20 protein-coding genes are annotated in these 22,689 nt (G+C 61.8%); 13 read left to right on the forward strand and 7 right to left on the reverse strand.

The window, feature by feature from the left end:
- Position 1 precedes the first annotated feature (1 nt).
- The 4 genes from ACU8YE_RS00150 to acnA form a co-directional block, all read right to left on the reverse strand.
- Complete coding sequence (locus ACU8YE_RS00150) at positions 2-418, reverse strand: helix-turn-helix domain-containing protein (RefSeq protein ID WP_446927854.1); 417 nt, start codon at positions 416-418, stop codon at positions 2-4.
- A 687-nt stretch (positions 419-1,105) separates the two neighbouring features.
- Complete coding sequence (locus ACU8YE_RS00155; protein ID WP_446927855.1) at positions 1,106-1,840, reverse strand: ABC transporter substrate-binding protein; 735 nt, start codon at positions 1,838-1,840, stop codon at positions 1,106-1,108.
- A 14-nt stretch (positions 1,841-1,854) separates the two neighbouring features.
- Positions 1,855-2,751 (reverse strand): GntR family transcriptional regulator, encoded by an 897-nt coding sequence (locus tag ACU8YE_RS00160; protein ID WP_440818572.1) that lies wholly within the window; start codon positions 2,749-2,751, stop codon positions 1,855-1,857.
- 34 nt (positions 2,752-2,785) lie between these two features.
- Positions 2,786-5,419, reverse strand: coding sequence for an aconitate hydratase AcnA (gene acnA, locus ACU8YE_RS00165; RefSeq protein WP_446927856.1), 2,634 nt, complete (start codon positions 5,417-5,419; stop codon positions 2,786-2,788).
- 241 nt (positions 5,420-5,660) lie between these two features.
- On the opposite strand from acnA, the gene ACU8YE_RS00170 reads away from it, so the two are divergent.
- The 13 genes from ACU8YE_RS00170 to ACU8YE_RS00230 all read left to right on the forward strand — a co-directional run bounded on the left by ACU8YE_RS00170 (position 5,661) and on the right by ACU8YE_RS00230 (position 18,856).
- Positions 5,661-6,719: a lactonase family protein gene (locus ACU8YE_RS00170; protein ID WP_446928068.1), complete on the forward strand. Its 1,059-nt coding sequence runs from the start codon at positions 5,661-5,663 to the stop codon at positions 6,717-6,719.
- 50 nt (positions 6,720-6,769) lie between these two features.
- The gene (locus tag ACU8YE_RS00175; protein WP_446928069.1) at positions 6,770-8,068 is read left to right on the forward strand and encodes an MFS transporter; all 1,299 of its coding nucleotides are present in this window, start codon (positions 6,770-6,772) and stop codon (positions 8,066-8,068) included.
- A gap of 109 nt (positions 8,069-8,177) precedes the next feature.
- Complete coding sequence (locus ACU8YE_RS00180; protein WP_446927857.1) at positions 8,178-9,266, forward strand: porin; 1,089 nt, start codon at positions 8,178-8,180, stop codon at positions 9,264-9,266.
- A gap of 361 nt (positions 9,267-9,627) precedes the next feature.
- Positions 9,628-10,230 (forward strand): TetR/AcrR family transcriptional regulator C-terminal domain-containing protein, encoded by a 603-nt coding sequence (locus ACU8YE_RS00185; protein ID WP_446927858.1) that lies wholly within the window; start codon positions 9,628-9,630, stop codon positions 10,228-10,230.
- Between the two features lie 737 nt (positions 10,231-10,967).
- The gene (gene groES, locus ACU8YE_RS00190; RefSeq protein ID WP_009238929.1) at positions 10,968-11,258 is read left to right on the forward strand and encodes a co-chaperone GroES; all 291 of its coding nucleotides are present in this window, start codon (positions 10,968-10,970) and stop codon (positions 11,256-11,258) included.
- A gap of 101 nt (positions 11,259-11,359) precedes the next feature.
- Complete coding sequence (gene groL / locus ACU8YE_RS00195; protein ID WP_232042130.1) at positions 11,360-13,003, forward strand: chaperonin GroEL; 1,644 nt, start codon at positions 11,360-11,362, stop codon at positions 13,001-13,003.
- A 231-nt stretch (positions 13,004-13,234) separates the two neighbouring features.
- A complete protein-coding gene (locus ACU8YE_RS00200) occupies positions 13,235-14,308 on the forward strand; it encodes a YjgN family protein (protein WP_446927859.1) in 1,074 nt (357 codons plus the stop codon).
- Positions 14,309-14,335: 27 nt separating this feature from the next.
- The gene (locus ACU8YE_RS00205) at positions 14,336-15,421 is read left to right on the forward strand and encodes a M48 family metallopeptidase (RefSeq protein ID WP_322019002.1); all 1,086 of its coding nucleotides are present in this window, start codon (positions 14,336-14,338) and stop codon (positions 15,419-15,421) included.
- 118 nt (positions 15,422-15,539) lie between these two features.
- The gene (locus tag ACU8YE_RS00210; protein WP_260802930.1) at positions 15,540-15,986 is read left to right on the forward strand and encodes a GtrA family protein; all 447 of its coding nucleotides are present in this window, start codon (positions 15,540-15,542) and stop codon (positions 15,984-15,986) included.
- 221 nt (positions 15,987-16,207) lie between these two features.
- Complete coding sequence (locus ACU8YE_RS00215; RefSeq protein ID WP_414561388.1) at positions 16,208-17,452, forward strand: pilus assembly protein TadG-related protein; 1,245 nt, start codon at positions 16,208-16,210, stop codon at positions 17,450-17,452.
- A gap of 9 nt (positions 17,453-17,461) precedes the next feature.
- Positions 17,462-17,959, forward strand: coding sequence for a TadE/TadG family type IV pilus assembly protein (locus ACU8YE_RS00220; protein WP_232042135.1), 498 nt, complete (start codon positions 17,462-17,464; stop codon positions 17,957-17,959).
- Positions 17,952-18,398 carry a TadE/TadG family type IV pilus assembly protein gene (locus ACU8YE_RS00225; RefSeq protein WP_045203584.1) on the forward strand — a complete coding sequence of 149 codons (447 nt, stop codon included), beginning with the start codon at positions 17,952-17,954 and terminating at the stop codon, positions 18,396-18,398. Before ACU8YE_RS00220 ends, ACU8YE_RS00225 begins: the two co-directional genes overlap by 8 nt.
- A 266-nt stretch (positions 18,399-18,664) precedes the next feature.
- Positions 18,665-18,856 carry a hypothetical protein gene (locus ACU8YE_RS00230; protein WP_440076723.1) on the forward strand — a complete coding sequence of 64 codons (192 nt, stop codon included), beginning with the start codon at positions 18,665-18,667 and terminating at the stop codon, positions 18,854-18,856.
- A 385-nt stretch (positions 18,857-19,241) separates the two neighbouring features.
- On the opposite strand, the gene ACU8YE_RS00235 is transcribed toward ACU8YE_RS00230, so the two are convergent.
- The 3 genes from ACU8YE_RS00235 to ACU8YE_RS00245 all read right to left on the reverse strand — a co-directional run bounded on the left by ACU8YE_RS00235 (position 19,242) and on the right by ACU8YE_RS00245 (position 22,681).
- Entirely contained in the window at positions 19,242-20,204 is a 963-nt protein-coding gene (locus ACU8YE_RS00235; RefSeq protein WP_232042137.1) for a type II secretion system F family protein, read from the reverse strand.
- A 70-nt stretch (positions 20,205-20,274) separates the two neighbouring features.
- Entirely contained in the window at positions 20,275-21,252 is a 978-nt protein-coding gene (locus ACU8YE_RS00240; RefSeq protein ID WP_414560262.1) for a type II secretion system F family protein, read from the reverse strand.
- Between the two features lie 64 nt (positions 21,253-21,316).
- Positions 21,317-22,681, reverse strand: coding sequence for a CpaF family protein (locus ACU8YE_RS00245; protein ID WP_373407659.1), 1,365 nt, complete (start codon positions 22,679-22,681; stop codon positions 21,317-21,319).
- Between the last annotated feature and the right edge of the window lie 8 nt (positions 22,682-22,689).

Consider the following 22,689-nt stretch of genomic DNA (forward strand, 5'->3'; position numbering starts at 1 on the left):
TCTACATTGGTTTCTCCTCTGCGTCGGTCGACACGGGTCTCGTACAGCCCGGGAGGCGCTTGCCGCGTTGGAAGACATCCAGCATGGCCGACAAGGCCTTTGATTCGGCTGGCGAGAGCGTCGGAAGAATTTCGGAGAACTGGGCGCACAGCCTGTACGCGGCTGCTGGTGCACCGGGTGGAGGGAGGTTGAAGTGTCTCGATGCTTCGAAGGCTTCCTGCAAGCTTGCCTCGTCTGACGAGTCCAGATCCAAGGCATCGACGATCTTGCGCACCAACTCCGCTTCCTTTGGAAGCTTCGTGCCGCATTCGAGAGCTGAGACGTATGCCTGGCGATAGCCCAACCGAGCGGCGAATTCTCCCTGCGCGAGTTCGAACCGCGCGCGCAACGTTCGCAGAGCTATTGAGAACGGACTCATGGGAAAACGGCGAGAATGATCTCCGATGAGACTAAGAAACAATTTCTACGTTTTCAAGAATTATGTGAACTTTATTGCGTTAGTTAATTTTAATCATGATTTTTACATGGTATTCCATGATTTAAATTAAATTTGCGTAGCCCGGAGCCGGGTATTTTGCATTTGATGATGTAGTTGATGATTTTTTTATTCCTCGTTTACCGTCGCGAGCCTTTCACCAATCCGTCGCGGCCTGAGAGGTCGAGCGACGGCGCGATGGAGTTCAGAGTTGAGTGAACCGGTGCCCTAGGTTCTACGGGCCGTCCGGGCGAAGTCGCTCGGCCAACTTTGAACTCGTGGTTCGCTTAACTTTGAACTATCCGCGTTTGGGTCACGAACTCTGAACTTTCGCGGGTACCCGGTACGCCATGACTCATGGGACATCCTGGAGAACTGCTTTTCGGCGCGATCCGTCTCGCGGCCGACACCGGCCTTCACTCACATGGGCGGCACCGATCAGAGGCGTATGGTCGCAAGGGTCCCGATTGAGAATGGCGGCGCCACGCGGAAGACATGAACAACCGGGCTCACCACTACTTCTGCTACCAGCTGGGTCGGGTGTGCGAATCAATCACTGCGCTTCGCGATTTTTCCGACGATAACAACATCGCCGTCATGTCCGATTATGGAGAGCCGAGCGATTCGCATTTAGCCCCGGGAGGACGCCACGGAAACACCCGTCACCCCATGCCGCTGCAAGGCCTCCGCAACGAAGCCCAATTCCTTCATCGCTTCAACAAAGCCGGCGACATACGCCGCGGCTTCAGCGCCACGGCTTGTCGGCACGCCCATCGCCTGGCGGATCACCATGAATCGCTCGTCCAGCAGGCGCAACCCGGGCACGTGCGCGGCATCGGCTTCGAGCTGCTGCTTCACACCTGCCGCCACCTCGCACTGCGTCTCCAGGAAGGTCTTCACCACTGAGGGCGACGTCGGTGCGCGTACGATCTCCGCTTGCTGCAGCTCACGCGTGAGGAACAGGTCGTATGCGCTGCCTTTGCCCACGACGACGCGATTACCCGCGCGGTCCACATCGGCATTGGTGCGGACGGGCGAATCGTCACGCACAAGGTAGTAGCCCTCGATCAGCACGTAAGGTTCGGTGAACGAGATGCTTGCCGCGCGGCGCGGGTCGATAGCGAAGAAACCGATGTCGGCTTGTTCCTGCGACACCACGTCGACGGACTTGCCAGCCGCATCGACCACGACCAGTTCCAATTCGACGCCCAGCTTGTCCGCCAGCGAGCGCGCCAGATCAACCGACACGCCAATGGCCTGTCCTCGGGCGTCCAATCCGGCGAGGATCGGGTTGCCGGTGTTGATAGAAGCGCGCAGGACGCCCGTTGGGGCAAGTGCAGCAAGCAGCGTCGAATCGATGGACATGGTGCGTTCGTTGGCTAAGGGGTGAGGATGTTCGAGATCTTGGAAATGGCGTCGAGCGTGTGGCGCAGGTGCGCCCGCATCATGTTCGAGGCCTCTTCGTTGCGCTCGCGTTCGAGCAGTTCGAGGATGTAAAGGTGCTGCTTGGCGTGTTCGGGATAGCGCTCGCGATGCTGCATCGAACGATACGACAACAGGCGGCGCACGCGATTGACGCGACGGATGGTGTCGATGAAGAACGCGTTGCCCGAGGCCTCCACCAGCGATTCATGGAAGCGAACGCCACGGTCGTGGAGTTGGTCGGCGGTGTCGGTTTCGATGCCGCCGTCGAGCAGGTGGTTCTCTGCGGCACGCAGCCGTTCGATGACGCGTTCGTCCAGCCGATACGTCGGCTCCAGCAATGCCGCCGGCTCAAGTGCCAGGCGCAGGCGATACGACTGCAGCAGGCTGTCCGGCGTGGTCAGCATGGTTGAGAACTGCCAGCCGTAACCCGGCTTGCGCTCGGCCCACCCCTCCTGCGCGATGCGGCCGAGCACGCTGTTGAGCTGCGTGGTCGTCAGCCCATAGCGCGTGCGGATGGCCTGCTCGGCAAACTCATCGGGCAGCAGACCCTTGAGGCGGTCGTCGGCAATCTGGAAATACGCGCGGGTCACCACGTCGTCTTCATCCAGGCCCAGCTCGGTGGCGACCACCGAAGCCGGCGCCGTGACCGGCTTGGCGACAAAGTAGCCGCGGTTCTTCTCACGCGCGAGGATGCCCTTTTCATGTAGCAGCGCCAGCGCCTCGTTGACGGGCGAGCGCGACACGCGCAGCCGGTCGGCAATCATCTGCGCGGGCAGGTGCGAGCCGACCTCCATGCCCTCGGCCTGGATCAGATCGACGATTTGCGTAGCGATGGGGCGGTCGTGCTTCATGGCGTGTGGGGCATGGGGCACGGGCATCTGCGGATTACGCCGAGGCGGTCGCGTGTTGTCCCGCCAGCGTGTCCCCCAAGATAGAGGGGATCACGCCGCCACGACGGAGCAGCGCGGTTTCGAGCTGCGTTTCCACAGCGGCGGTCGCTTCGAACGTTTCCACACGGCCATCGGCGCGATGAATGCGGACCGGGACAGTGCAGCGCGGTTCGATCCGCCCGGGCGGCGCAGAGATGTGAACCGTATCGCCCGGCTGAATGGCCAGCGCCTGCGGATTCATCCCTACCGGAAACCGCAGCGGCAAGATGCCCATGCCAATCAAATTGGAACGGTGAATGCGCTCGAAGCTTACCGCAATGACCGCCCGGATACCGAGCAGCCGCTGCCCCTTGGCCGCCCAGTCGCGCGACGAGCCGGTGCCGTAGCGCGCACCCGCCAGGAGCACAACTGAAGCACCTTCATCGTGATAGCGCTGCGCGGCTTCGTGGATCGGCATGACATCGCCGCTGGGTGCGTGCACGGTGTGGGCGACAGGCGCACCAGGTGCCAGCAAGTTCACCAGCGTCTTGTTGTAAAACGCGGCGCGCACCATCACCTCCCAGTTGCCGCGGCGCGATGCGAAGACGTTCAAGTCGTTGCGATCGTCCCCGCGCTCCACAAGGAAATCGGCGACGAAGCTGTCCTTCGGAATCGCGCTGGCCGGCGAGATGTGGTCGGTCGTGATGTCGTCGCCCAGTACGAGCAGCGGGTGCGCGTCGAACTCGCCGAGCTGGCTGCCCGCGTCCAGCGCCGCGAACGGCGGGCGGCGCAGCGCGGTGGACTGCGCATCCCACGGGTAGCGTGCAGTCGTGGGGGCATCGATGGAGGCCCACATCGGGTTGCCGGTTGCAACGGCGAAAGCACGGCGGTAGTCCGCTGGCGATGTGCCAAGTTGGACCAGCGCGTCGATTTCCTCACGCGTCGGCCACAAGTCGCGCAGGTAGATAGGGGTGCCGTCTGCGGTGGTTTGCAACGGCTGCTCGTTCAGGTCGAGCGCGGCATCGCCCGCCAGCGCAAACGCAATCACCAGCGGCGGCGACATGATGAAGCCCAGGCTCAGATCCGGGTGCACGCGCCCCGGAAAGTTGCGGTTGCCCGACAGCACCGCAACTGGTGCGGTCTCGCCAAGAGCAATGGCCTGCTGGATGGGCGCCGTGAGTGAGCCGGAATTGCCGATGCAGGTCGTGCAGCCGAAGCCGACGATGTCGAAGCCGACCGCCGACAAATCCTCAATCAAGCCAGCGCGCTGCAGATACTCGGCCGCCGCAGGCGAACCCGGCCCGAGCGACGTCTTTACCCACGCCGGCACGCACAATCCACGTTCACGTGCACGGCGTGCGACCAGTCCTGCCGCAATCAACTGAGCAGGGTCCGACGTGTTGGTGCAACTCGTGATGGCCGCAATGGCGACAGGGTGCGCGGGCAGCGTTGCGCTCGGTTGCGCGTTCGCGGCGGCGGCGGACAACGCGCGCCCCGTCTGCGTATAAGGCAGTAGGTCCTGCGGCCGGCGCGGCCCCGCCACGTGCAGATGCACGGTGCTCAGGTCGATTTCGAGCACGCGGGTGTAGCGCGGTGTGTTGTCCGGGTCGAACCACAGACCGGAGCGGCGGTGTAGCGCCTCGATCTGTGCAATGGCGTCTTCCGATCGGCCAGTCGCGCGCAGGTACGCCAGCGTTTTTGCGTCCACAGGGAAGAAGCCCGTGGTCGCACCGTACTCGGGTGCCATGTTGGCGACGACGGAACGCTCGCCTGCCGTGAGCGTCGCCACGCCCGGCCCGAAGAACTCCACAAACTCGCCCGACACGCCGATGTCGCGCAGCGCCTTCGTCACCGTCAGCGCCAGATCGGTGGCCGATGAGCCCGCCGGCAGCGCGCCACGCAGCCGCACGCCAATCACATCCGGAATGCGCTGCATGACCGGCATGCCAAACATCACCGTCTGCGCTTCCAGCCCGCCCACGCCCCAGCCCAGCACGCCGATGCCGTTGATCATCGGGGTATGGCTGTCGGTGCCGATCAGGGTATCGGGCACCAGCCACTGCGCACCGTCGATGGTCTGCACGGTGGCCACCGTGGCCAACTGCTCCAGGTTGATGGTGTGCATGATCCCCGTGCCCGGCGGGTGGATGCGCACGCCGCGCAGTGTGTTCGATGCCCAGCGCAGGAAGTGGTAGCGCTCGGCATTGCGACGCATTTCGATCTGCAGGTTGCGCGTGGCGGCATCGGGTTGCGCGTAGGCCTCGACGGCCAGCGAGTGGTCGACCGACACATCCACAGGCAGCACAGGGTTGAGCGCGGCTGGGTCAGCGCCAGCTTCGGCCAGTGCGTCGCGCATTGCTGCGATGTCCACCAGCGCGGGCGTGCTCGTCGTGTCGTGCATTAGCACGCGGTTCGGCTGGAAGGCGATCTCTTCCTCGCTGGTGCCGGTGTCCAGCCAGCGCAGCACGCCGTTCACCGCGCGCTGGCGCTCTACACCTTGCGTGTTGCGGATGACGTTCTCGAGCAACAGGCGCAGCACGACCGGCAGCCGCGTGAGCACGCTACCGAACATCGTGGGCAGATCGACATAGCGATAAGTGGCGCCATCAACACTTACCGACGCTTCGGGTGGGGTGTAGGTGTTTTCCATGACTGTATTTTTGCACGTGTATACGAAAAAATGCAATCAAGTGGAAACCCGAATCACCATAACGACACACGGAGACAGCATGAAACCGGACCCCGCCCTTATTGCGCCTAGCCCTTCGCGACGGCGCCTGCTGCAGGCCGCGCTGTCGGGCGGCGCGCTGGCGTCCGTCGGCATGTCTGCCCGAAACGCCGCGGCCGACGCCACATCGCACCTCACCTCAACAACTTCGAAGCCCATGACTATGTATGCCTACGTTGGCTCGCGCACCACGCGCGAACGCAACGCCCGCGGCGACGGGATCAGCGTGTTCCGCGTCAACACGCACACGGCGGCGCTTGAGCCCGTGCAAATCGTTAAAGACCTGGTGAACCCGTCGTTCCTGGCGATTAACCGCTCGGGCGACCGCCTCTACACCGTGCATGGCGACCTGAGCGACATCAGCGCCTTTGCCGTCGACCGCGTTAGCGGCAAGCTCACCTTCATCAACAAACAAAGCACGCAGGGCAAGAACCCGGTGCACTTGGCGATCGACCCGTCGGGCCAGTTCATGGTGGTGACCAACCACATTGGCGCGAGCTTGGCGGTGCTGCCGATTGGCGGTGATGGTGCGCTGGGGGAGGTCACTCAACTGGTCAAGCTCGACGGTCCCATCGGCCCACACCGCGTCGAGCAGAAGCAGGCCAAGCCGCACTTCAACCCGTTTGACCCGACAGGCCGCTTTGTCATCGTGCCGGACAAGGGGCTGGACCGCACGTTCGCCTTCCGTTTTGCCGATGGCCGCCTCACGCCCGCCGCGCCCAGCTTTGTGGAAGCGCGCGAAGGCGCCGGCCCGCGCCACGTGGCGTTTCACCCCAACGGCCGCTTTGCCTACGTCGTCAACGAGCTGGATTCGACCGTCACCACTTACGGCTACGACGCCACCACCGCGACGTTCACACCGCGACAGGTGCTGTCATCCCTGCCGGACACCTTTACCGGCAACAGCCGTGCATCCGAGATCGAGGTCGACGCGGCCGGCCGCTTTGTCTACGCATCCAACCGCGGCGACGACAGCATCGCCGTATTCCGCATCGACTCCGCAACAGGGCTGCTGCATTTCGTGGCCGCTGACAAGACGAGCGGCCGCACGCCGCGCTTCTTCACCATCGCGCCGGGCGGCCGCTTCCTGTACGCGCTGAACGAAGACAGCGACACCATCGTTGCCTTCGGCATTGACCCACATAGCGGGCGCCTGCGCCCGACCGGCCACAGCGTGCAGAGCGGCAGCCCCGTCTGCATGGTGTTCTCGCATCCGGCTTGAAGAAGGTGAACAACGTGTCTAATCCCACTGTCTCAACACACGCCAACACGATGGCCACAGCACTGCCGGACGAACAGGCAATCGTGCGCAAGATCACCTGGCGCATCATTCCGTTCGTGTTCGTGCTGTACATCATTTCATATCTCGATCGCGCCAACATCGGCTATGCGGCGCTGCAGATGAATAAGGAACTGGCGCTCAGCAGCGAGGCTTTCGGCTTCGTCTCGGGCATCTTCTTCATCGGCTATTTCCTGTTCGAGGTCCCGAGCAACGTCATGCTGAACCGCTTCGGCGCGAGACGCTGGATCGCGCGCATCCTCGTCACGTGGGGCATCGTGGCGATGGCGTCCGCTTTTGTGCAAAGCGCGACGCAGTTGTACGTGCTGCGCTTTCTGCTGGGCGTGGCGGAAGCCGGCTTCTTCCCTGGCATCATCGTCTACCTGACGTACTGGTTCCGTGCGCGCGAGCTGGCGACCACCGTATCGCTCTTCACTGCCGCGATTCCCGTGTCGTACATCATCGGTGCGCCGCTTTCCACGTGGATCATGGACAACGTCCACTGGCTGCAATGGAGCGGCTGGCGCTGGATGCTGTTGCTCGAAGGCGCGCCCGCGGTGATTGGCGGCGTGCTGTGCTACCTGTACCTGGCCGACCGCCCGAAAGATGCGCGCTGGCTATCCGAAGCCGAACGCGACTGGCTGCTCGCTGAACTGGAGCGTGACAAAAAGGCCCGCCCCGCTGCCGCACACCTCGGCACGCTCCAGGTGATGTCGAATCCGAAGGTGCTGTACCTGTCGTTCATCTACTTCGTCTATCAGTGCGGCAGTCTTGGCATCGGTTACTGGATGCCGCAGATCATCAAGGGCTTCTCGGCCAAGCTGTCGCACACGCAGGTCGGGCTGATCGCAATGCTGCCGTATGTGGTTGCAACGGCCGCGATGATCTGGTGGTCGCGCCGCTCCGACAAGCGTGCCGAGCGTCGTCTGCATTCGGCCATTCCGCTGGGCGTGGCGGCGCTCGCGTTCGTGGGCGCGGGCTTCATCGGCAATCCCGTCATTGCCATGGTGATGATCTGCCTGAGCCTGGCGGGCCTGTATGCATTCAAGTCGCCGTTCTGGGCGCTGCCCACGCTGTTCCTCACGCGCTCCACCGCAGCCGTGTCGATTGCCGTCATCAACTCCATCGGCAACCTTGGCGGCTTTGTCGGGCCGTTCGCCATCGGCTACCTGAAAGGCCAGACGCATAGCACCACGACGGGACTGCTGTTCCTGTCAGCACTGCTAGCCATCTCCTTTGTCATGACGCTACTCGTGCGCGTGACGGAGGCGGCTTCGTCTCAGCCCTCGTAAGGCGGCAGAGCCCCCCGTCCTTTTTGTTGTTCTTCTCCGGCTTCCGGGCATCGAGCCGCCCGGCGGCCGGGTGCTGCCTGCTTACCTACAAATAGACCTAGGAGGAATCATGAAACGTCATCTGCAACTGGCCGCATTGGCCGTCGGCATGACCGCTGGCTTCGCGCACGCGCAATCGAGTGTCACGCTCTACGGCGTGGCCGACATCGGCATCGAGGTCATTAACAACGTGCCCAAAACAGGCGGCGGCAGCGCATCCGTCGTGCGCATGCAGCCAGGCAACCAGTCGGGCTCACGCTTCGGCCTGCGCGGCGTGGAGGACCTCGGCGGCGGTATGAAGGCGCTGTTCCTACTGGAGAACGGCACCAACCTCGACACGGGCACGCTCGCCAACGGCACCGGCAGCACTTCGCGCCTGTTCGGCCGCAGCGCCTATGTCGGGCTACAGGGCAGCGCCGGCACCGTCACGCTCGGCCGCCAGGATGCGCCTATCTATGACTTTGCCAAGACGTACGACCTGATGGGCGTTGCAGCGCGCTATTCGATTACGTCGATGGACCCGGTGTTTTCCCAGCGCATCGACAATTCCATCAAGTACCTCGGCCAGTTCGGCGGCCTGACGGTCGAAGCCACTTACAGCACGGGCTGGGATGCGGGCTTCGGCGGGGAAATCGCGGGCGCCAGCAAGGCCGGCCGAGAGATCGGCGGGCAACTCGCCTATGCCCTGGGCGCGACTAGCTTGGCCTTGGCGTATGACCAGACGCAGGGTTCCAGCGTCGCTTCACAGGACCTGTCCAACAAGAACCTCGCCTTTGGTGCAGCGACCGCACTGGGGCCGGTCAAATTGGTGGCGGGGTATCGCTGGGCGCGTTCGCAGTACGGTGGTTCGGCCGGTAGCACGGCCCTGACCACGGCGCTGCGATCCAACATGTACTGGCTCGGCGCCACGTACAACTTCACACCCGCCTGGTCTGTGACCGGCTCGGCCTACTACCTGGACATCCGTGCAAACAACCAGGACCCGTGGCTCTTCATCGTGCAGGCCGATTACGCGCTCTCCAAGCGCACCGACCTGTACTTCACTGCCGCCCGCGCGCTGAATCGGAACGGCTCGTCACTCGCGCTGGGCAGCGGCGGCACGGTGCTGGCCGGTATTGGCCAGACGGGCGCACTGATTGGCATGCGCCACAAGTTCTAGGGAGTAGACGTCCGGATTACAAAGGCGCCCTCAACGGAGTTGGGGGGCGCCTCATCCTATTACTCGCATCTCCGGACCAGCTATTTGGATACGAAAAACGGGGAGGTGAAGCGCTACCCACACGTTAAGCGTGCTTCCACAGCGAAGCCAAATAGAGGATAAGAAATATCGCTCCCAACAAGGCGAAGTACACAGCGGGGAAGGCGTATGTGTCCCACAACCGCAGAGGCTTGGGCTTACGAATGTGATCTATTTCCGGCATTGATTCCCTCCTAGTCTAAAATCGAACCGATCAGTTCGATTTTGAAGTGTACCATCGCTCGGGCAAAATCGAACTCATGAGTTCGACAAAGGGGGAGCAGTGCGGACTAAGACGGAACAGAAGCGGCTGCAGTTACTGAGCGCCGCCACGGAAGTGTTTTTCGAACAGGGTTATGAGCGAACCCTAATGTCCCACGTCAGCGAGCGCGCCAAGTGTTCCAAGGGCACGCTGTATAGCTACTTCGAGTCGAAGGAAGAGCTGTACTACGAAGTCATCATTGCCGCTACAGCACAGGAAACAGGCGGAGTTCTGGAACAGCTGGATGCCTCAGCAGAATGCATAGAAGACTTGTTGTTCGCGTTTGGAGTACGGTTGCTCCAAACGGTGTATTCGTCGCGCTTTCAGGCGCTTCGCAGGCTGGTCTTTTCCACCCCGGCCGATAGCAAGTTGGGGGCAACGATATATGCGCGGACAGTGAAGCCGTACATGGACCTGACAACGCAATTTCTGGCCTCGGCCATGGAAAGAGGGCAACTGCGTCGCGATGACCCTGAAGTGGCTGCTGCGCATCTGTGCGGGCTACTGGAGTCGGAGCTGTTACTGAAGTTTCTGCTGCATGCACTCGACAACGTGCCTCCAACCCAACTCGAATCTATCGCAAGGCGCGCTATGAAGGCATTCGTCGCTGCCTATCACGCATGAAAGGCCCAGCGCCCGCTTGGCTACACCAAACGGTGGGATGTCGTCCGGAAGCCGCAGTCAGAGTATTTCGGCTCCGCCATGCCCTTCGTCGGCACATAAGGGGCTCCAAGGTCGTCTCGCTGCAGTCGGCGTTAGGGCAGCAACTCGTGCAGTCACCGATGTGTTGCATCAACCGGTTGAACAGCAGCACTGCAGGCCGGACGTTCAGGCCTTCTAAGCGGCCGCCCGCAATGGAACGGACGCGGTGTGACTGGACGGTGGCGGCCCTAGAGCCCGCATGTTTATCCGAATGTCGACAGTCGCCCGGGACTGAACGTGCGGATATCCCTTTTTTGTGAATCATAATTCACATAGTTGATATCCCGGAAAGAGGTGCAAACTTGGGTGAGCTTGCTTTGTGGCGCGTTCCGCAGCGTTTTCGGCGCCCGGCATTTGTCTCGCCGCATCCAGCAACCTGTTGACGGAAAAGGGATTCTTCGAGGGCAGCCGGGCGGCGACGCGAGGGAGTTCATAGTTGAGTGAACAAAGTTCAGCGTTGAGTGAATCTCGACACCGTCATCGACATCTCGACATGAATTTCAGCGCCCGTTCTTGAAATCGTAATACCCCGTCCCTATAATTAGCACTCGCTGGGCAGGAGTGCTAACAACGCCTCCGGTCCCCGATGCTTTCCCGATGCGCCGCGTTCTGCGGCGCGTTTTGTGAATAAACACTCACTTTGCATTGAGGAGTTGTGTATGAACCTGCGTCCTTTGCACGACCGCGTGATCGTGAAGCGCCTGGACAACGAAACCAAGACCGCTTCGGGCATCGTCATTCCTGACGCCGCCGCTGAAAAGCCGGATCAAGGCGAAGTGCTGGCCGTCGGCCCGGGCAAGAAAGACGACAAGGGCAATGCGATCGCGCTGGACGTGAAGGTCGGCGACCGCGTGCTGTTCGGCAAGTACGCCGGCCAGGGCGTCAAGGTGGATGGTCAGGAAGTCCTGGTCATGCGCGAAGAAGACATCATGGCCGTGGTGCAAAAGTAAGCACGCGCTCTGTCGCATCGCTTACCTGTAACCCAATCCTCATTGCCGGCGCCGCTGACTGAGCGCGCGGGCAACATCCAAAGATTTCGGAGATTCTCAAGATGGCAGCTAAAGACGTAGTGTTCGGCGACGCCGCACGTGCCAAGATGGTCGAAGGCGTGAACATTCTCGCCAACGCAGTCAAGGTGACCCTGGGCCCGAAGGGCCGTAACGTGGTGCTGGAGCGCAGCTTCGGTGGCCCGACCGTGACCAAGGACGGTGTGTCGGTCGCCAAGGAAATCGAGCTGAAGGACAAGCTGCAGAACATGGGCGCGCAAATGGTCAAGGAAGTTGCTTCCAAGACCAGCGACAACGCCGGTGACGGCACCACCACCGCAACGGTGCTGGCCCAGTCGATCGTGCGCGAAGGCATGAAGTACGTTGCCGCCGGCATGAACCCGATGGACCTGAAGCGCGGCATCGACAAGGCTGTGACGGCCGCCGTCGAAGAGCTGAAGAAGATCAGCAAGCCGACGACCACCAGCAAGGAAATCGCTCAAGTTGGCGCCATCTCGGCCAACAGCGATGAATCCATCGGCCAGCGCATCGCTGAAGCCATGGACAAGGTTGGCAAGGAAGGCGTGATCACCGTGGAAGACGGCAAGTCGCTGGCCGACGAGCTGGACGTCGTGGAAGGCATGCAGTTCGACCGCGGCTACCTGTCGCCGTACTTCATCAACAACCCGGAAAAGCAAGTTGTCCAGCTGGACAACCCGTTCGTGCTGCTGTTCGACAAGAAGATCAGCAACATCCGCGACCTGCTGCCGGTGCTGGAGCAAGTGGCCAAGGCTGGCCGTCCGCTGCTGATCATCGCTGAAGACGTCGAAGGCGAAGCCCTGGCAACGCTGGTGGTCAACAACATCCGTGGCATCCTGAAGACCGCCGCCGTCAAGGCTCCGGGCTTCGGCGACCGCCGCAAGGCCATGCTGGAAGACATCGCCATCCTGACGGGCGGCCAAGTCATCGCTGAAGAAGTTGGCCTGACGCTGGAAAAGGCGACCCTGAACGACCTGGGCCAAGCCAAGCGCGTTGAAATCGGCAAGGAAAACACCACGATCATCGATGGCGCAGGCGACGCCCGCAACATCGAAGCCCGTGTGAAGCAAGTGCGTGCCCAGATCGAAGAAGCGACTTCGGACTACGACCGTGAGAAGCTGCAAGAGCGCGTGGCCAAGCTGGCCGGCGGTGTTGCCGTGATCAAGGTTGGCGCTGCCACCGAAGTCGAAATGAAGGAAAAGAAGGCTCGCGTGGAAGATGCGCTGCACGCAACGCGCGCTGCCGTGGAAGAAGGCATCGTGGCTGGCGGCGGTGTTGCACTGCTGCGCGCCCGTGCACTGATCTCCGGTCTGAAGGGTTCCAACCCTGATCAAGACGCCGGCATCAAGATCGTGCTGCGCGCCATGGAAGAGCCGCTGCGCCAGATCGTCACCAACGCTGGCGACGAGGCTTCGGTTGTGGTGTCGAAGGTGATCGAAGGCAAGGGCAACTACGGCTACAACGCCGCCACCGGCGAGTACGGTGACCTGGTGGAAATGGGCGTGCTGGACCCGACCAAGGTGACCCGCACCGCGCTGCAGAACGCCGCTTCGGTTGCTTCGCTGATGCTGACCACGGATTGCGCCGTGGCAGAACTGCCGAAGGACGATGCAGCTCCGGCAATGCCGGGCGGCATGGGTGGCATGGGCGGCATGGACGGCATGATGTAATTTGCCGCACCGGCCCTGGCCCGGCCATCCTCCAGGATGGCTGTTCCAAACAAAAAACCCCGTGGGTGCGAGCCCGCGGGGTTTTTTGTTGCCTGCTTTGTTAAGGCGACGTTAACGCTGCAACGCAGTGGGCTTGGCTACAATCGGCCCACCCGCGAGCCTCAGCGTCGTTGAATATCGATACGCGTCCTGAAGCGGGGCACGACAACAAATCAGGGAAGGGAAAAACAGATGAACGACATCGCACGCGAGTCCATCCTGGGCAGCGCCCCCGCTCCAGCAGCGCCGCAACCCTTGCGACTGCGCTTTATCGGCAGCGGCTCGGAATACTTCCGTATCTGGATCGTCAACCTGCTGCTGACCATCGTCACGCTGGGCGTCTACTCGGCATGGGCAAAGGTGCGCACGCTGCAGTATTTCTATCGCAACACCCAACTGGCCGGATCGAGCTTCGATTATCACGGCAGCCCGATTGCCATTCTCAAGGGTCGCGCGATCATTTTCGTGCTGGCGCTTGCGTTCAACCTGCTCGGCCATTCGTCAGCTGCGGTGGGGCTGGTACTGCTTGCGCTGATGGCCGCTGCGTTTCCGTGGCTGCTCGTACGGTCGCTGCGCTTTCGCATGGCCAACTCCAGCTACCGTGGGCTGCGCTTCGCCTTTACGGGCAAGGATGCCGAGGGCTATATGGTGTTCCTGGTGTGGCCGATCCTGAGCGTTTTCTCGCTCTACCTGTTGGCGCCGCTGGCGCATCAGCGCTTCAAGCGCTATCAGCACAAGAACACGCGCTTCGGTACCGCGCCGTTTGATTTCTCGGCCACGCCGGGCAACTTCTACGGTGTGTATCTGCGCACATTCGGCTTGGCAGTGCTGGCCGTTGTGGTGGCTGGTGTGCTGTCGCTGTTGCTGGGGGTGTCGTTCCATCGTGCGCCGGGCATCGGCCAGATCTTCGGCTTCATCGTCATCGGCTTGTTCATGTATGCGGCGATGCTGTTCCTGACGCCGTACGTCCTGTCGCGCCTGCAGAACCTGGTGTGGAGCAACACGACGCTTGGCGCGCACCGTTTTCAGAGCCATGTCGGTGCTGGCAAGCTGTTCTGGATCTTCGTGTCGAACGCGGTGATGATCGTGATCACCGTCGGCCTGTTCACGCCGTTTGCACGTGTGCGTACTGCACGCTACAAGCTCGAATCCGTGACGATGTTTGCATCGGGCTCACTCGACACCTTCGTGGCTGGCGAGACCACCAAGGTGAGCGCCCTGGGCGACGCCACCGTGGACTGGTACGACATCGATATCGCGCTGTAACCGCGCTGCAAGGCAAAGGCACCCGCTGTGATTCTCGCGACCTACTTCGACGGCCGTACCTCGCGTGCGCAACCGGTGCGCCTTGCTGTCGAGGCGGGCGAGGCGGTGTTGTTTGACCCCGAGGGCACGCCACTGCGCCGTGCACCGCTGTCTACGCTGCGGGTGTCGGAACGCGTCAAGCATGCACCGCGCCTGATTACGTTCGAAGACGGCGCGTTTTGCGAGATCACCGACCTTGCGGAGCAGACGTCGTTGAACGCGCTGCTGCATCGCACCGGCTATCGCGAGGGGTGGGTCGTGCTGGCGCAGAACAGCTGGAAGCTGGCGCTGGGCGCGCTGCTGGCCATGGTGGTGGTGCTGGCACTGGGGTATCGCTACGGCTTGCCATGGGGTGCCAAGGTGGTGGCCAACATGGTGCCGCAGCGCGCCGAAGCACAGCTCGGGCGCAGCACGCTCAAAGCTATGGATGAACGCTGGCTCCGGCCAAGCAAGTTGCCCGTCGCGCAGCAGGACCGCATCCGCGCACGGTTTGCCGCGCTGCACCGGCCCCCGCAGGCCACGCACACGTATCACATCGTCTTTCGGGATGCCGACATCGGCGCCAATGCCTTTGCGCTGCCGGGCGGGGACATTGTCGTGACCGATGCGCTGGTGAAGCTGGTGGGTGAGGGCGATGGTCTGACGGGTGTGCTGGCGCACGAGGCTGGTCACGTGGAATATCGCCATGGGCTGCGACAGGTGATTCAGTCGTCGGCCATTGGCGCAACGGCGGCGCTGTTGTTTGGCGATGTCTCGACGATCCTGTCGGGTGTGCCGGCGGCGCTGCTCACGCTGCGCTATTCGCGTGACTACGAGCGCGACGCCGACCGCTATGCCGCGCTGCTGCTGCAGGAGAACGGCTTGTCTGTCGGCGCGTTTGCCGACGTGCTGCAGGCGCTGGAAGACACGCATGGCGGTACGCGCAAGGCCGATGCCGCCAAGAAGGGCGACGCCGCCAGCGATGACGATGCTTCGGCGTTCTTCTCATCGCACCCGCTCACGCGCGAGCGCATCGACACGCTGCGCCGCTTTGACCGCACGCACGGCGGCAGTGACAGCGGCGACGCGGACTGAGGTGTCGCGCACTCCGCTCATCAAGCTCGTCCAATTCCTGACAGCTTCGTCATCCGTTTGATCGATTTCCCCCCTGCCTCGTGCCACCAAGAATGGTGACAGAGGGACGGGGGACATCATGCGACACGCTGAAACGGGCGTCATGAACGCATTGGCAGGTCTGCTGCCGCCAACGCTTGCGCAGCGGCTGCCGGACCGCATGATGGTGATCCGAGTGCTGCGCTTCGGGGTCTCGGGTGTTGCGGCCACCGGCATGCACGTTGCCATCGCCACCACGCTCATCAACGGCTTTTCTGCCTCCCAGGTGACGGCCAACGGCGTAGCGTTCGTCTGCGCCAACGTCTGCTCGTACCTGCTCAACGCGCTGTGGAGCTTCTCGGCCAAGCCGGGGCGCGCCAATTTCCTGCGCTTCTACGCCGTCTCACTGCTCTGCTTGGCGCTGACGCTTGCGATCTCGTGGCTGGCGCAGACGTTGGGCCTGAGCTACTGGGCCGGGCTTGCGGCCATTCTGTCGGTGGTGCCGCCGCTCACCTTTTTATTGCATCGGTTCTGGACGTTCCGCTAGCGGAGGGCAACATGGGCTGCCTGCACAAACCGCCCGCTATGCAAGCCACCAAGCGGCTTCGCGTTTCATCGCTGAATCATACCTACGGCCAGTTTCGGACTGCGTCCGTGGCGGCTACAACTGACGATAAGGGACGGGGAGATCTGCAAGCGACCGGCGAGCCGCGGCAGGTAGTCGATACAACGCCCGATAGCCATTCACACCGGCGGAGGCGAAGGCATATGCGCACGCATACCAAACAGAGAGAACGAGGGGCGGTGCTCCCGATGGTTGGCCTGATCCTTGCCGTGTTGCTGGGAATGGCAGGCCTGGTCATCGACTTGAGCGGCCTGTTCGTGGCCAAGACGGAGCTTCAGTCAGCGGTGGATAGCTGCGCCTTGTCGGCAGCGCAGGAACTGGACGGTGCATCAGATGCGCTGACCCGGGCAACGAATGCGGGGCTGACAGCGGGCAACGCCAACCGCGTCGTCTATCAAGCGTCGTCGGCGTCGTTGGCGAATGCGGATGTCACATTCAGCACGGCACTGAACGGTACCTACAGCGCAGCCGGCGTGGCGTCGAGTTCGTCGAGCTACGTCAAATGCACTCATACCAAGAGCGGGATCACGGCGCGTCTGATCAAGTTCGTTGGCGGCGCCACAAGCAATGCTGTTGCCGCACTGGCGGTGGCCACGCGTGTACATGCGCAGAGCACGTGCCCCATTCCCGTGGCCCTGGTCCCGAAAGCCGGTGGGACCGCCCCCAACTATGGCTTCCAGATTGGTGAGTGGGTCAGCATGCTGTATGCCGGTGGCTCCCCCACGCCTGGGGAGATGGGTTGGTACAACCTCGACGGCTCCACCAATGCCAACGAGACGAAAACCGAAATGGATCAGGGCTACTGCAATTCCAAGATCGGTGACCAGCTTGGTACACCGGGTGCGAAGGTGTCCGTTGACGACAACTGGAATGCACGCTTTGGCATCTACAAGAACAAGTCAAATGCATCGCAACTGCAGCCGGATTTCACGGGCTACTCCTATACATCGACCAACTGGACGAACGCAGTGCCGCAGAACGCCTACAGCGGCACACCAGCATCGGGCTCGGACACGAGCGCTGCAAATTTCAAGAACAAACGGCTTGCCTATGCCAACTACGACGATACCGGGACGAGTGTCACCGGCGGCGACAAGATCACCGGGCTCAACGTCAAGGGCGGCTACAAAAGTCTTGCGACAAGCGGAAGCAGCGGAGATCTTGCCACCTATGGGGCGAACCGGCGTGTCGTCCTGGTGCCCGTCATCTCCTCCGCGTCAAAGATCATCGACTACGCCTGCATGCTGATGTTGCAGCCCATTGACGGTGTCCACAATACGCCGCAGTTCGAGTTCCTCGGCAACGCAGGGTCCGCCAGCAGCCCGTGTTCACCCAGTGGTCTGGCTGGCGGCAGCAAGGGCCCCTTGGTTCCAGCATTGGTGCAGTAGGAGCGAACCATGAAGACACGACAACGACAACATGGTGTGGCGCTGGTCGAACTGGCCATCATGCTCAGCCTGCTGCTGGCCATCACCTTTGGGATAACGGAGTTCGGCCGGGCGATCTACACCTACAACACCCTGGCAAAGGCCACGCGAGACGCCACCCGTTACCTGAGCACGCAGGCCGCCGGCAACGCGACCTCCTATACGACGGCAACCAATCTGGCGGTCTACGGCACGCCGACTGTCGGCAGCACGCAAGCGCCCCTGGCACCAGGGCTGACGTCCAGCATGGTTTCCATTTGCGATGCGTCCAACACGAGCTGCACGTCCAACATCGCACAAGGGACCAACCCGGCCATCAATACCGTCACCGTCACGATCTCGGGCTACACGTTCAACCCGGTAATCGACATGATGGCGTTCCTGCGCTTCTATGCGGGCGGCAGCGGGTCGATCACCTCGTTCCCGTTTGGGAACATCTCAGTGACCATGAGGCAGTCCTATGAATAAGCATCAGAAAGGTACGACGGCGGTTGAGTTCGCCATTGTGGTGGCGCTCTTTCTGACGGTGCTGCTTGGCATCCTCGACTTTGGGCGCATTCTATTTACCTGGAACGCCGTGGGAGAAGCGACGCGCTGGGGCGCGCGACAGGCGGTGGTTTGCGGTCAGGGCTCGACATCTGTGTTGAGCAAGATGCAGACCATTCTGCCGACGCTCACGTCCGCGAATGTGTCGGTGCAGTGGTACGACACCAGTGGGGCGGTGAGCACCAGCTGTGATGCTACGAGCTGCGGTGGTGTTGCCGTCAGCGTGACCGGTATGACAGTGGCGCCTTATTCGCCTGCTACCTGGATTGGCTTTTCTCAACTCGCTGTGCCGGGGTTTTCGACTTACTTGCCGCGAGAGGTCATGGGGCAGGATCCAAATAGCAGTAGCGTTTGCTCTTGAGGGTACTTTTCTCGCTGCTGGTTGGATTCATTTTTTTTCTTGAGGGATGGGCTTTGGGGTCTGTCCCTTTTTCGTTTTCTGCAGGGGTGTTTTTTTGTTCTCGGTGCATCCCTAGTTTCATCCCCTGCCGGGGCTCAATCGCTTTCTCTGTCTTGCCAAAGAAGTAAGCAATGAAAGACACGCCCGAGATGGCGACTCCCTCCTAGGATTTTTGCCGCGGGGAGGGGGGTGAGCCAAACTCGCTTCGCTCAGACAAGGCTCCTTTCTTGATCCTCCTCGCAACGAAAATCGAAGGCGCCATCAAGGGCAGGAACATCAACGGCCACACCAACGGTGTGCTGGCCCAGGTGGCGCCTATTTTTGCTGTTGTTGCTCGCCTTGCTTCGCGTTGTGTTGTTGGTTCCTGCTGCGCCGGTGATCGATGGTTTGGCCTTTCCCTGCCCTATGCGGCGCCTTGATTTTCTGTGAGCGGGCGGAAAAAGGAAGGAGCCTTGTCTGAGCGCAGCGAGTTTGCCTCCTTCCCCGCGCGGTCACATAAATTCAAGGGGAAGTCGCTGCATCGGGCGTGCCTTTCTTTGCTTACGTCTTTGGCAAGACAAAGAAAGCGCGTCAGCCCCGGCAGGAAATGAAGCAGGGGTGGAACACAAAGGTCTGCACCGGCAGAGGATGCAAGGGAGGCAAACCACCGGGCTCAATCCCCAAGCAGAAGCACCACTAACCCCAACCGCTCGAGATACAAAGGAAAAAACCCGGCGCGCGTCCGGGAACTGGACCACCGCGCTAGCACATACGCCAGGTGATAGTCCGGGGGCCTTTACTACCAGCTATGGTTGCGCGCGCATGTCAGCCTCCCGAGCCTGTCATGGTCGGCAGCAGCACACGGTAGATCTGGATGAATGCAGGGCCGAGCAACACCAGCAGCAGCGTCGGGAAGATGAAGAAGATCAGCGGGAAGAGCAACTTCAGCGCGATCTTGGCGGCTTGTTCTTCCGCACGCATCCGGCGCTTGGTGCGCAGCATGTCGGACAACACGCGCAGCGAGTCGGCAAGGCTGGTACCGAAACGGTCTGCCTGGATCAGCATCGATGCAAACCGGTCGACGTCTTCCACACCGGTGCGCAGCGCCAGGTTGGTGAGTGCTTTTTCCTTGGGAAACCCCGAACGCAGTTCCAGCAGCGTGAGTTCCATTTCTTCAGCCATGACGGGGCAGCGCAGTGCGAGTTCGTCCGACACGCGCATCATGGCGGCGTCCAAGCCAAGCCCGGCTTCTACACACACCGTGAGCAGGTCGAGCATATCGGGAAACTCCTCAAACACATCGCGCTGACGATGCTCGACCTTGCGTGCCAGTGCCGCATTGGGCAGGTAATAGCCGATGGCGCTCAGTAGCCCCAGCACAGCGAGGACCACCTCTTGATCGTGATGTTCCGGCCGGCTGCTCAGCACCAGCAATGCCGTCAGCGGGAAGAGGATTGCCAGCACCGTCTTCACACCAAAGTACAGCGACGGCGCCCACGGTTGCCGCCAGCCGGCATTCATGAAGCGGGTGCGCAGTTGCGAGTTCTCCCAGCCGTCTTTGGGCAACGACAGTTGCGAGACCGGCTTGGCCCAGGTGGCCAGTTTCTCTACCCAGGCATGGTCCGGGCCGCCGGCCAGGTCTGTGCCCACGGTCTGGCCGCCGATCTGTTGCATCCGGCCGCGTGCGCGGTTCGGAGAGAACAGGTGCAGTAGCCCAAGTGCACCGCCAAAGGCGGCCACGAAGATCAGGACCAGGATGAAATATTGATTGGAATAGAGCGCTTGCATGATCGTCTCCCCCCAAGAAAACGAAATCACGTTGTCAGGTCAGGTCACCGTGCTGGATATCGCACGTCCGTCAGACCCGAATGCGGATGATCTTGCGCATCCAGATCAGCCCCATCACCATGTTGAACAGCGCCAGGCCGATCATCTTCAGGCCCATCGGGTCTGTCCATAGCACCTTCATGAAGTCCGGATTGACGAAGAGGATCATGCCGGCCGTGCCGAAGGGCAGCAGCCCGAGAATCCATGCCGACAAACGCCCTTCGGCTGAAAGCACGCGGATCTTGTCGTACAGCTTCAGGCGCTCGCGCACAAGGTTGCCGATGGTGTCGAGAATTTCCGCCAGGTTGCCGCCGCTCTCGCGCTGGATGAGCACGGCAATCACGAAGTAGCGAAGGTCATTGACGGGCACTCGCTTGGCGAGGTTGGTCAAGGCTTCATCGAGCGACACGCCGTAGTTGATCTCTTCGAATGTGGTGCGGAACTCGGGGCCCATCGGCTCCTTGATCTCCTGCCCGACCATGCCCAGCGCGCTGGCGAAGGAGTGGCCGGCGCGCAGTGCACGGGCGATCATGTCTACCGCGTCGGGAAGCTGTGCCTCCAGCTTCTTCAGGCGCTTGCGCCGCTGCGATGCGATGTGCAAGACCGGCAGCGCAGACAAGAGCAGCGCGCAGGCCGTCACGATGCCAAACGGGAACGGCAGCAACGCACCTACTGCCAGCACTCCAACGCCAATCAGGATGGTGTATCCCAGGAGCTGCGCGACAGACCAGGCGCTGCCGGATTGCTCCAGCCAACGGTCGATCGTGCTCACGCGAGGCAGATTCATCAACCAGCGCTGGAACTGCGGTGACTCGCTCAGCAGGCGTTTCTTGAGAATCGAGAGCTGTTCGGTGCCGATGTGTCCGCCCGCGGACAGTGCACGGATGCGGGCATCAACACGCTTGGCCTCGGGGCCGTGGTAGTTGTTCCACCACTGGTAGACCCCCTCGATGCAGAGTACGACGGCCGCGAACAGCAGGATTGCGAACGCGTAGAAGATTTCGTTCATTTAGGGTGCCCCCGTTTCTAGATCGCGCCTGGGCCACACTGGCGGTGGCTTTGGCTTCAAGCCTTTAGACCTCAAAGTGCCTTTGCGGGTCAAAGGTCTCGTCTGGCAAGCCCACCCCGAATACGCGCAGCCGCTCGGCAAATTTCGGATAGACCCCCGTGGCGCGGAAGTGCCCCTTGACGGATCCGTCTTGCGCGATGCCCGTGCGCTGGAAGGTGAAGATTTCCTGCATGTTGATGACATCACCTTCCATGCCGGTGATCTCCTGGATGCTGATGACTTTGCGGCGCCCATCCGTCAAACGCGCCACTTGAATGATCACGGTGATGGCCGAGGCGATCTGCTGCCGGATCGTCTTGGGTGGCAGGTTCAGGCCTGCCATGTTCACCATGTTTTCCATGCGCGTCAGCGCATCGCGCGGGGTGTTGGCGTGCACGGTAGTGAGTGACCCTTCGTGACCGGTATTCATGGCGTTCAGCATGTCCAGGGCCTCGCCGCCCCGCACTTCGCCCAGGAGGATGCGGTCTGGCCGCATGCGCAGGGCGTTGCGCACCAGTGCACGCTGCGTGATCTCGCCTTTACCCTCGATGTTGGGCGGGCGCGTTTCCAGGCGCAGCACGTGCGGTTGGCGCAGTTGCAGTTCTGCGGCATCTTCAATGGTGACCATCCGCTCGTCCGCCGGGATGAAGCCTGAAAGGATGTTCAGGAGTGTGGTTTTGCCGCTGCCCGTGCCGCCAGACACCAGCACGTTCACCTTGGCCTGTGCCAAGGCTTGCATCAGCTTGGCCATGGGGGGCGTGAGTGTCTTGAGATCAATCAGGTCCGACACCTGCAGCGGGTTGGTCGCAAACCGGCGGATCGAGAGCAGCGGACCATCGATGGCCGAGGGCGGAATGATGGCATTCACCCGCGAGCCGTCGGGCAGGCGCGCGTCCACCATCGGGCTGGTTTCATCAATGCGACGACCCACGCGCGAGACGATCTTCTCGATCACCTTCATCAGGTGTGCATCGTCGTAGAAGGTGACGTCGGTGAGCTCCAGCTTGCCACGCCGTTCGACGTAGACTTGCTTTGCCGTGTTGACCAGGATGTCAGACACGGTCGGGTCCTGCAGCAGCGGCTCGAGCGGGCCGAAGCCGAACATCTCGTCATACACATCGGTGGTCATCTGCCGGCGCTCGGTGTCGTTGAGCAGCAGCTTTTCCTCGTCGATGATGTTGTTGACCAGGGTGCCGATCTCGTGGCGCACCTGCTCGGTCGGGAAGCGGGCCAGCCGTTCCAGATCCACGCGGTCCAGGACCACTTCGTGCACGGTTTTCTTGAAGTCCCGATAGGCCGGATGGCCCGCCACCTTGTGGTGGTATGGCGCGTGCCCGTTCATGGACATCGGCGCGTGGTCCGGGCGGGAGAGTTGGTCGCGGATCGACATGATGGGCT

It is taken from the genome of Ralstonia sp. VS2407 (assembly GCF_052950655.1).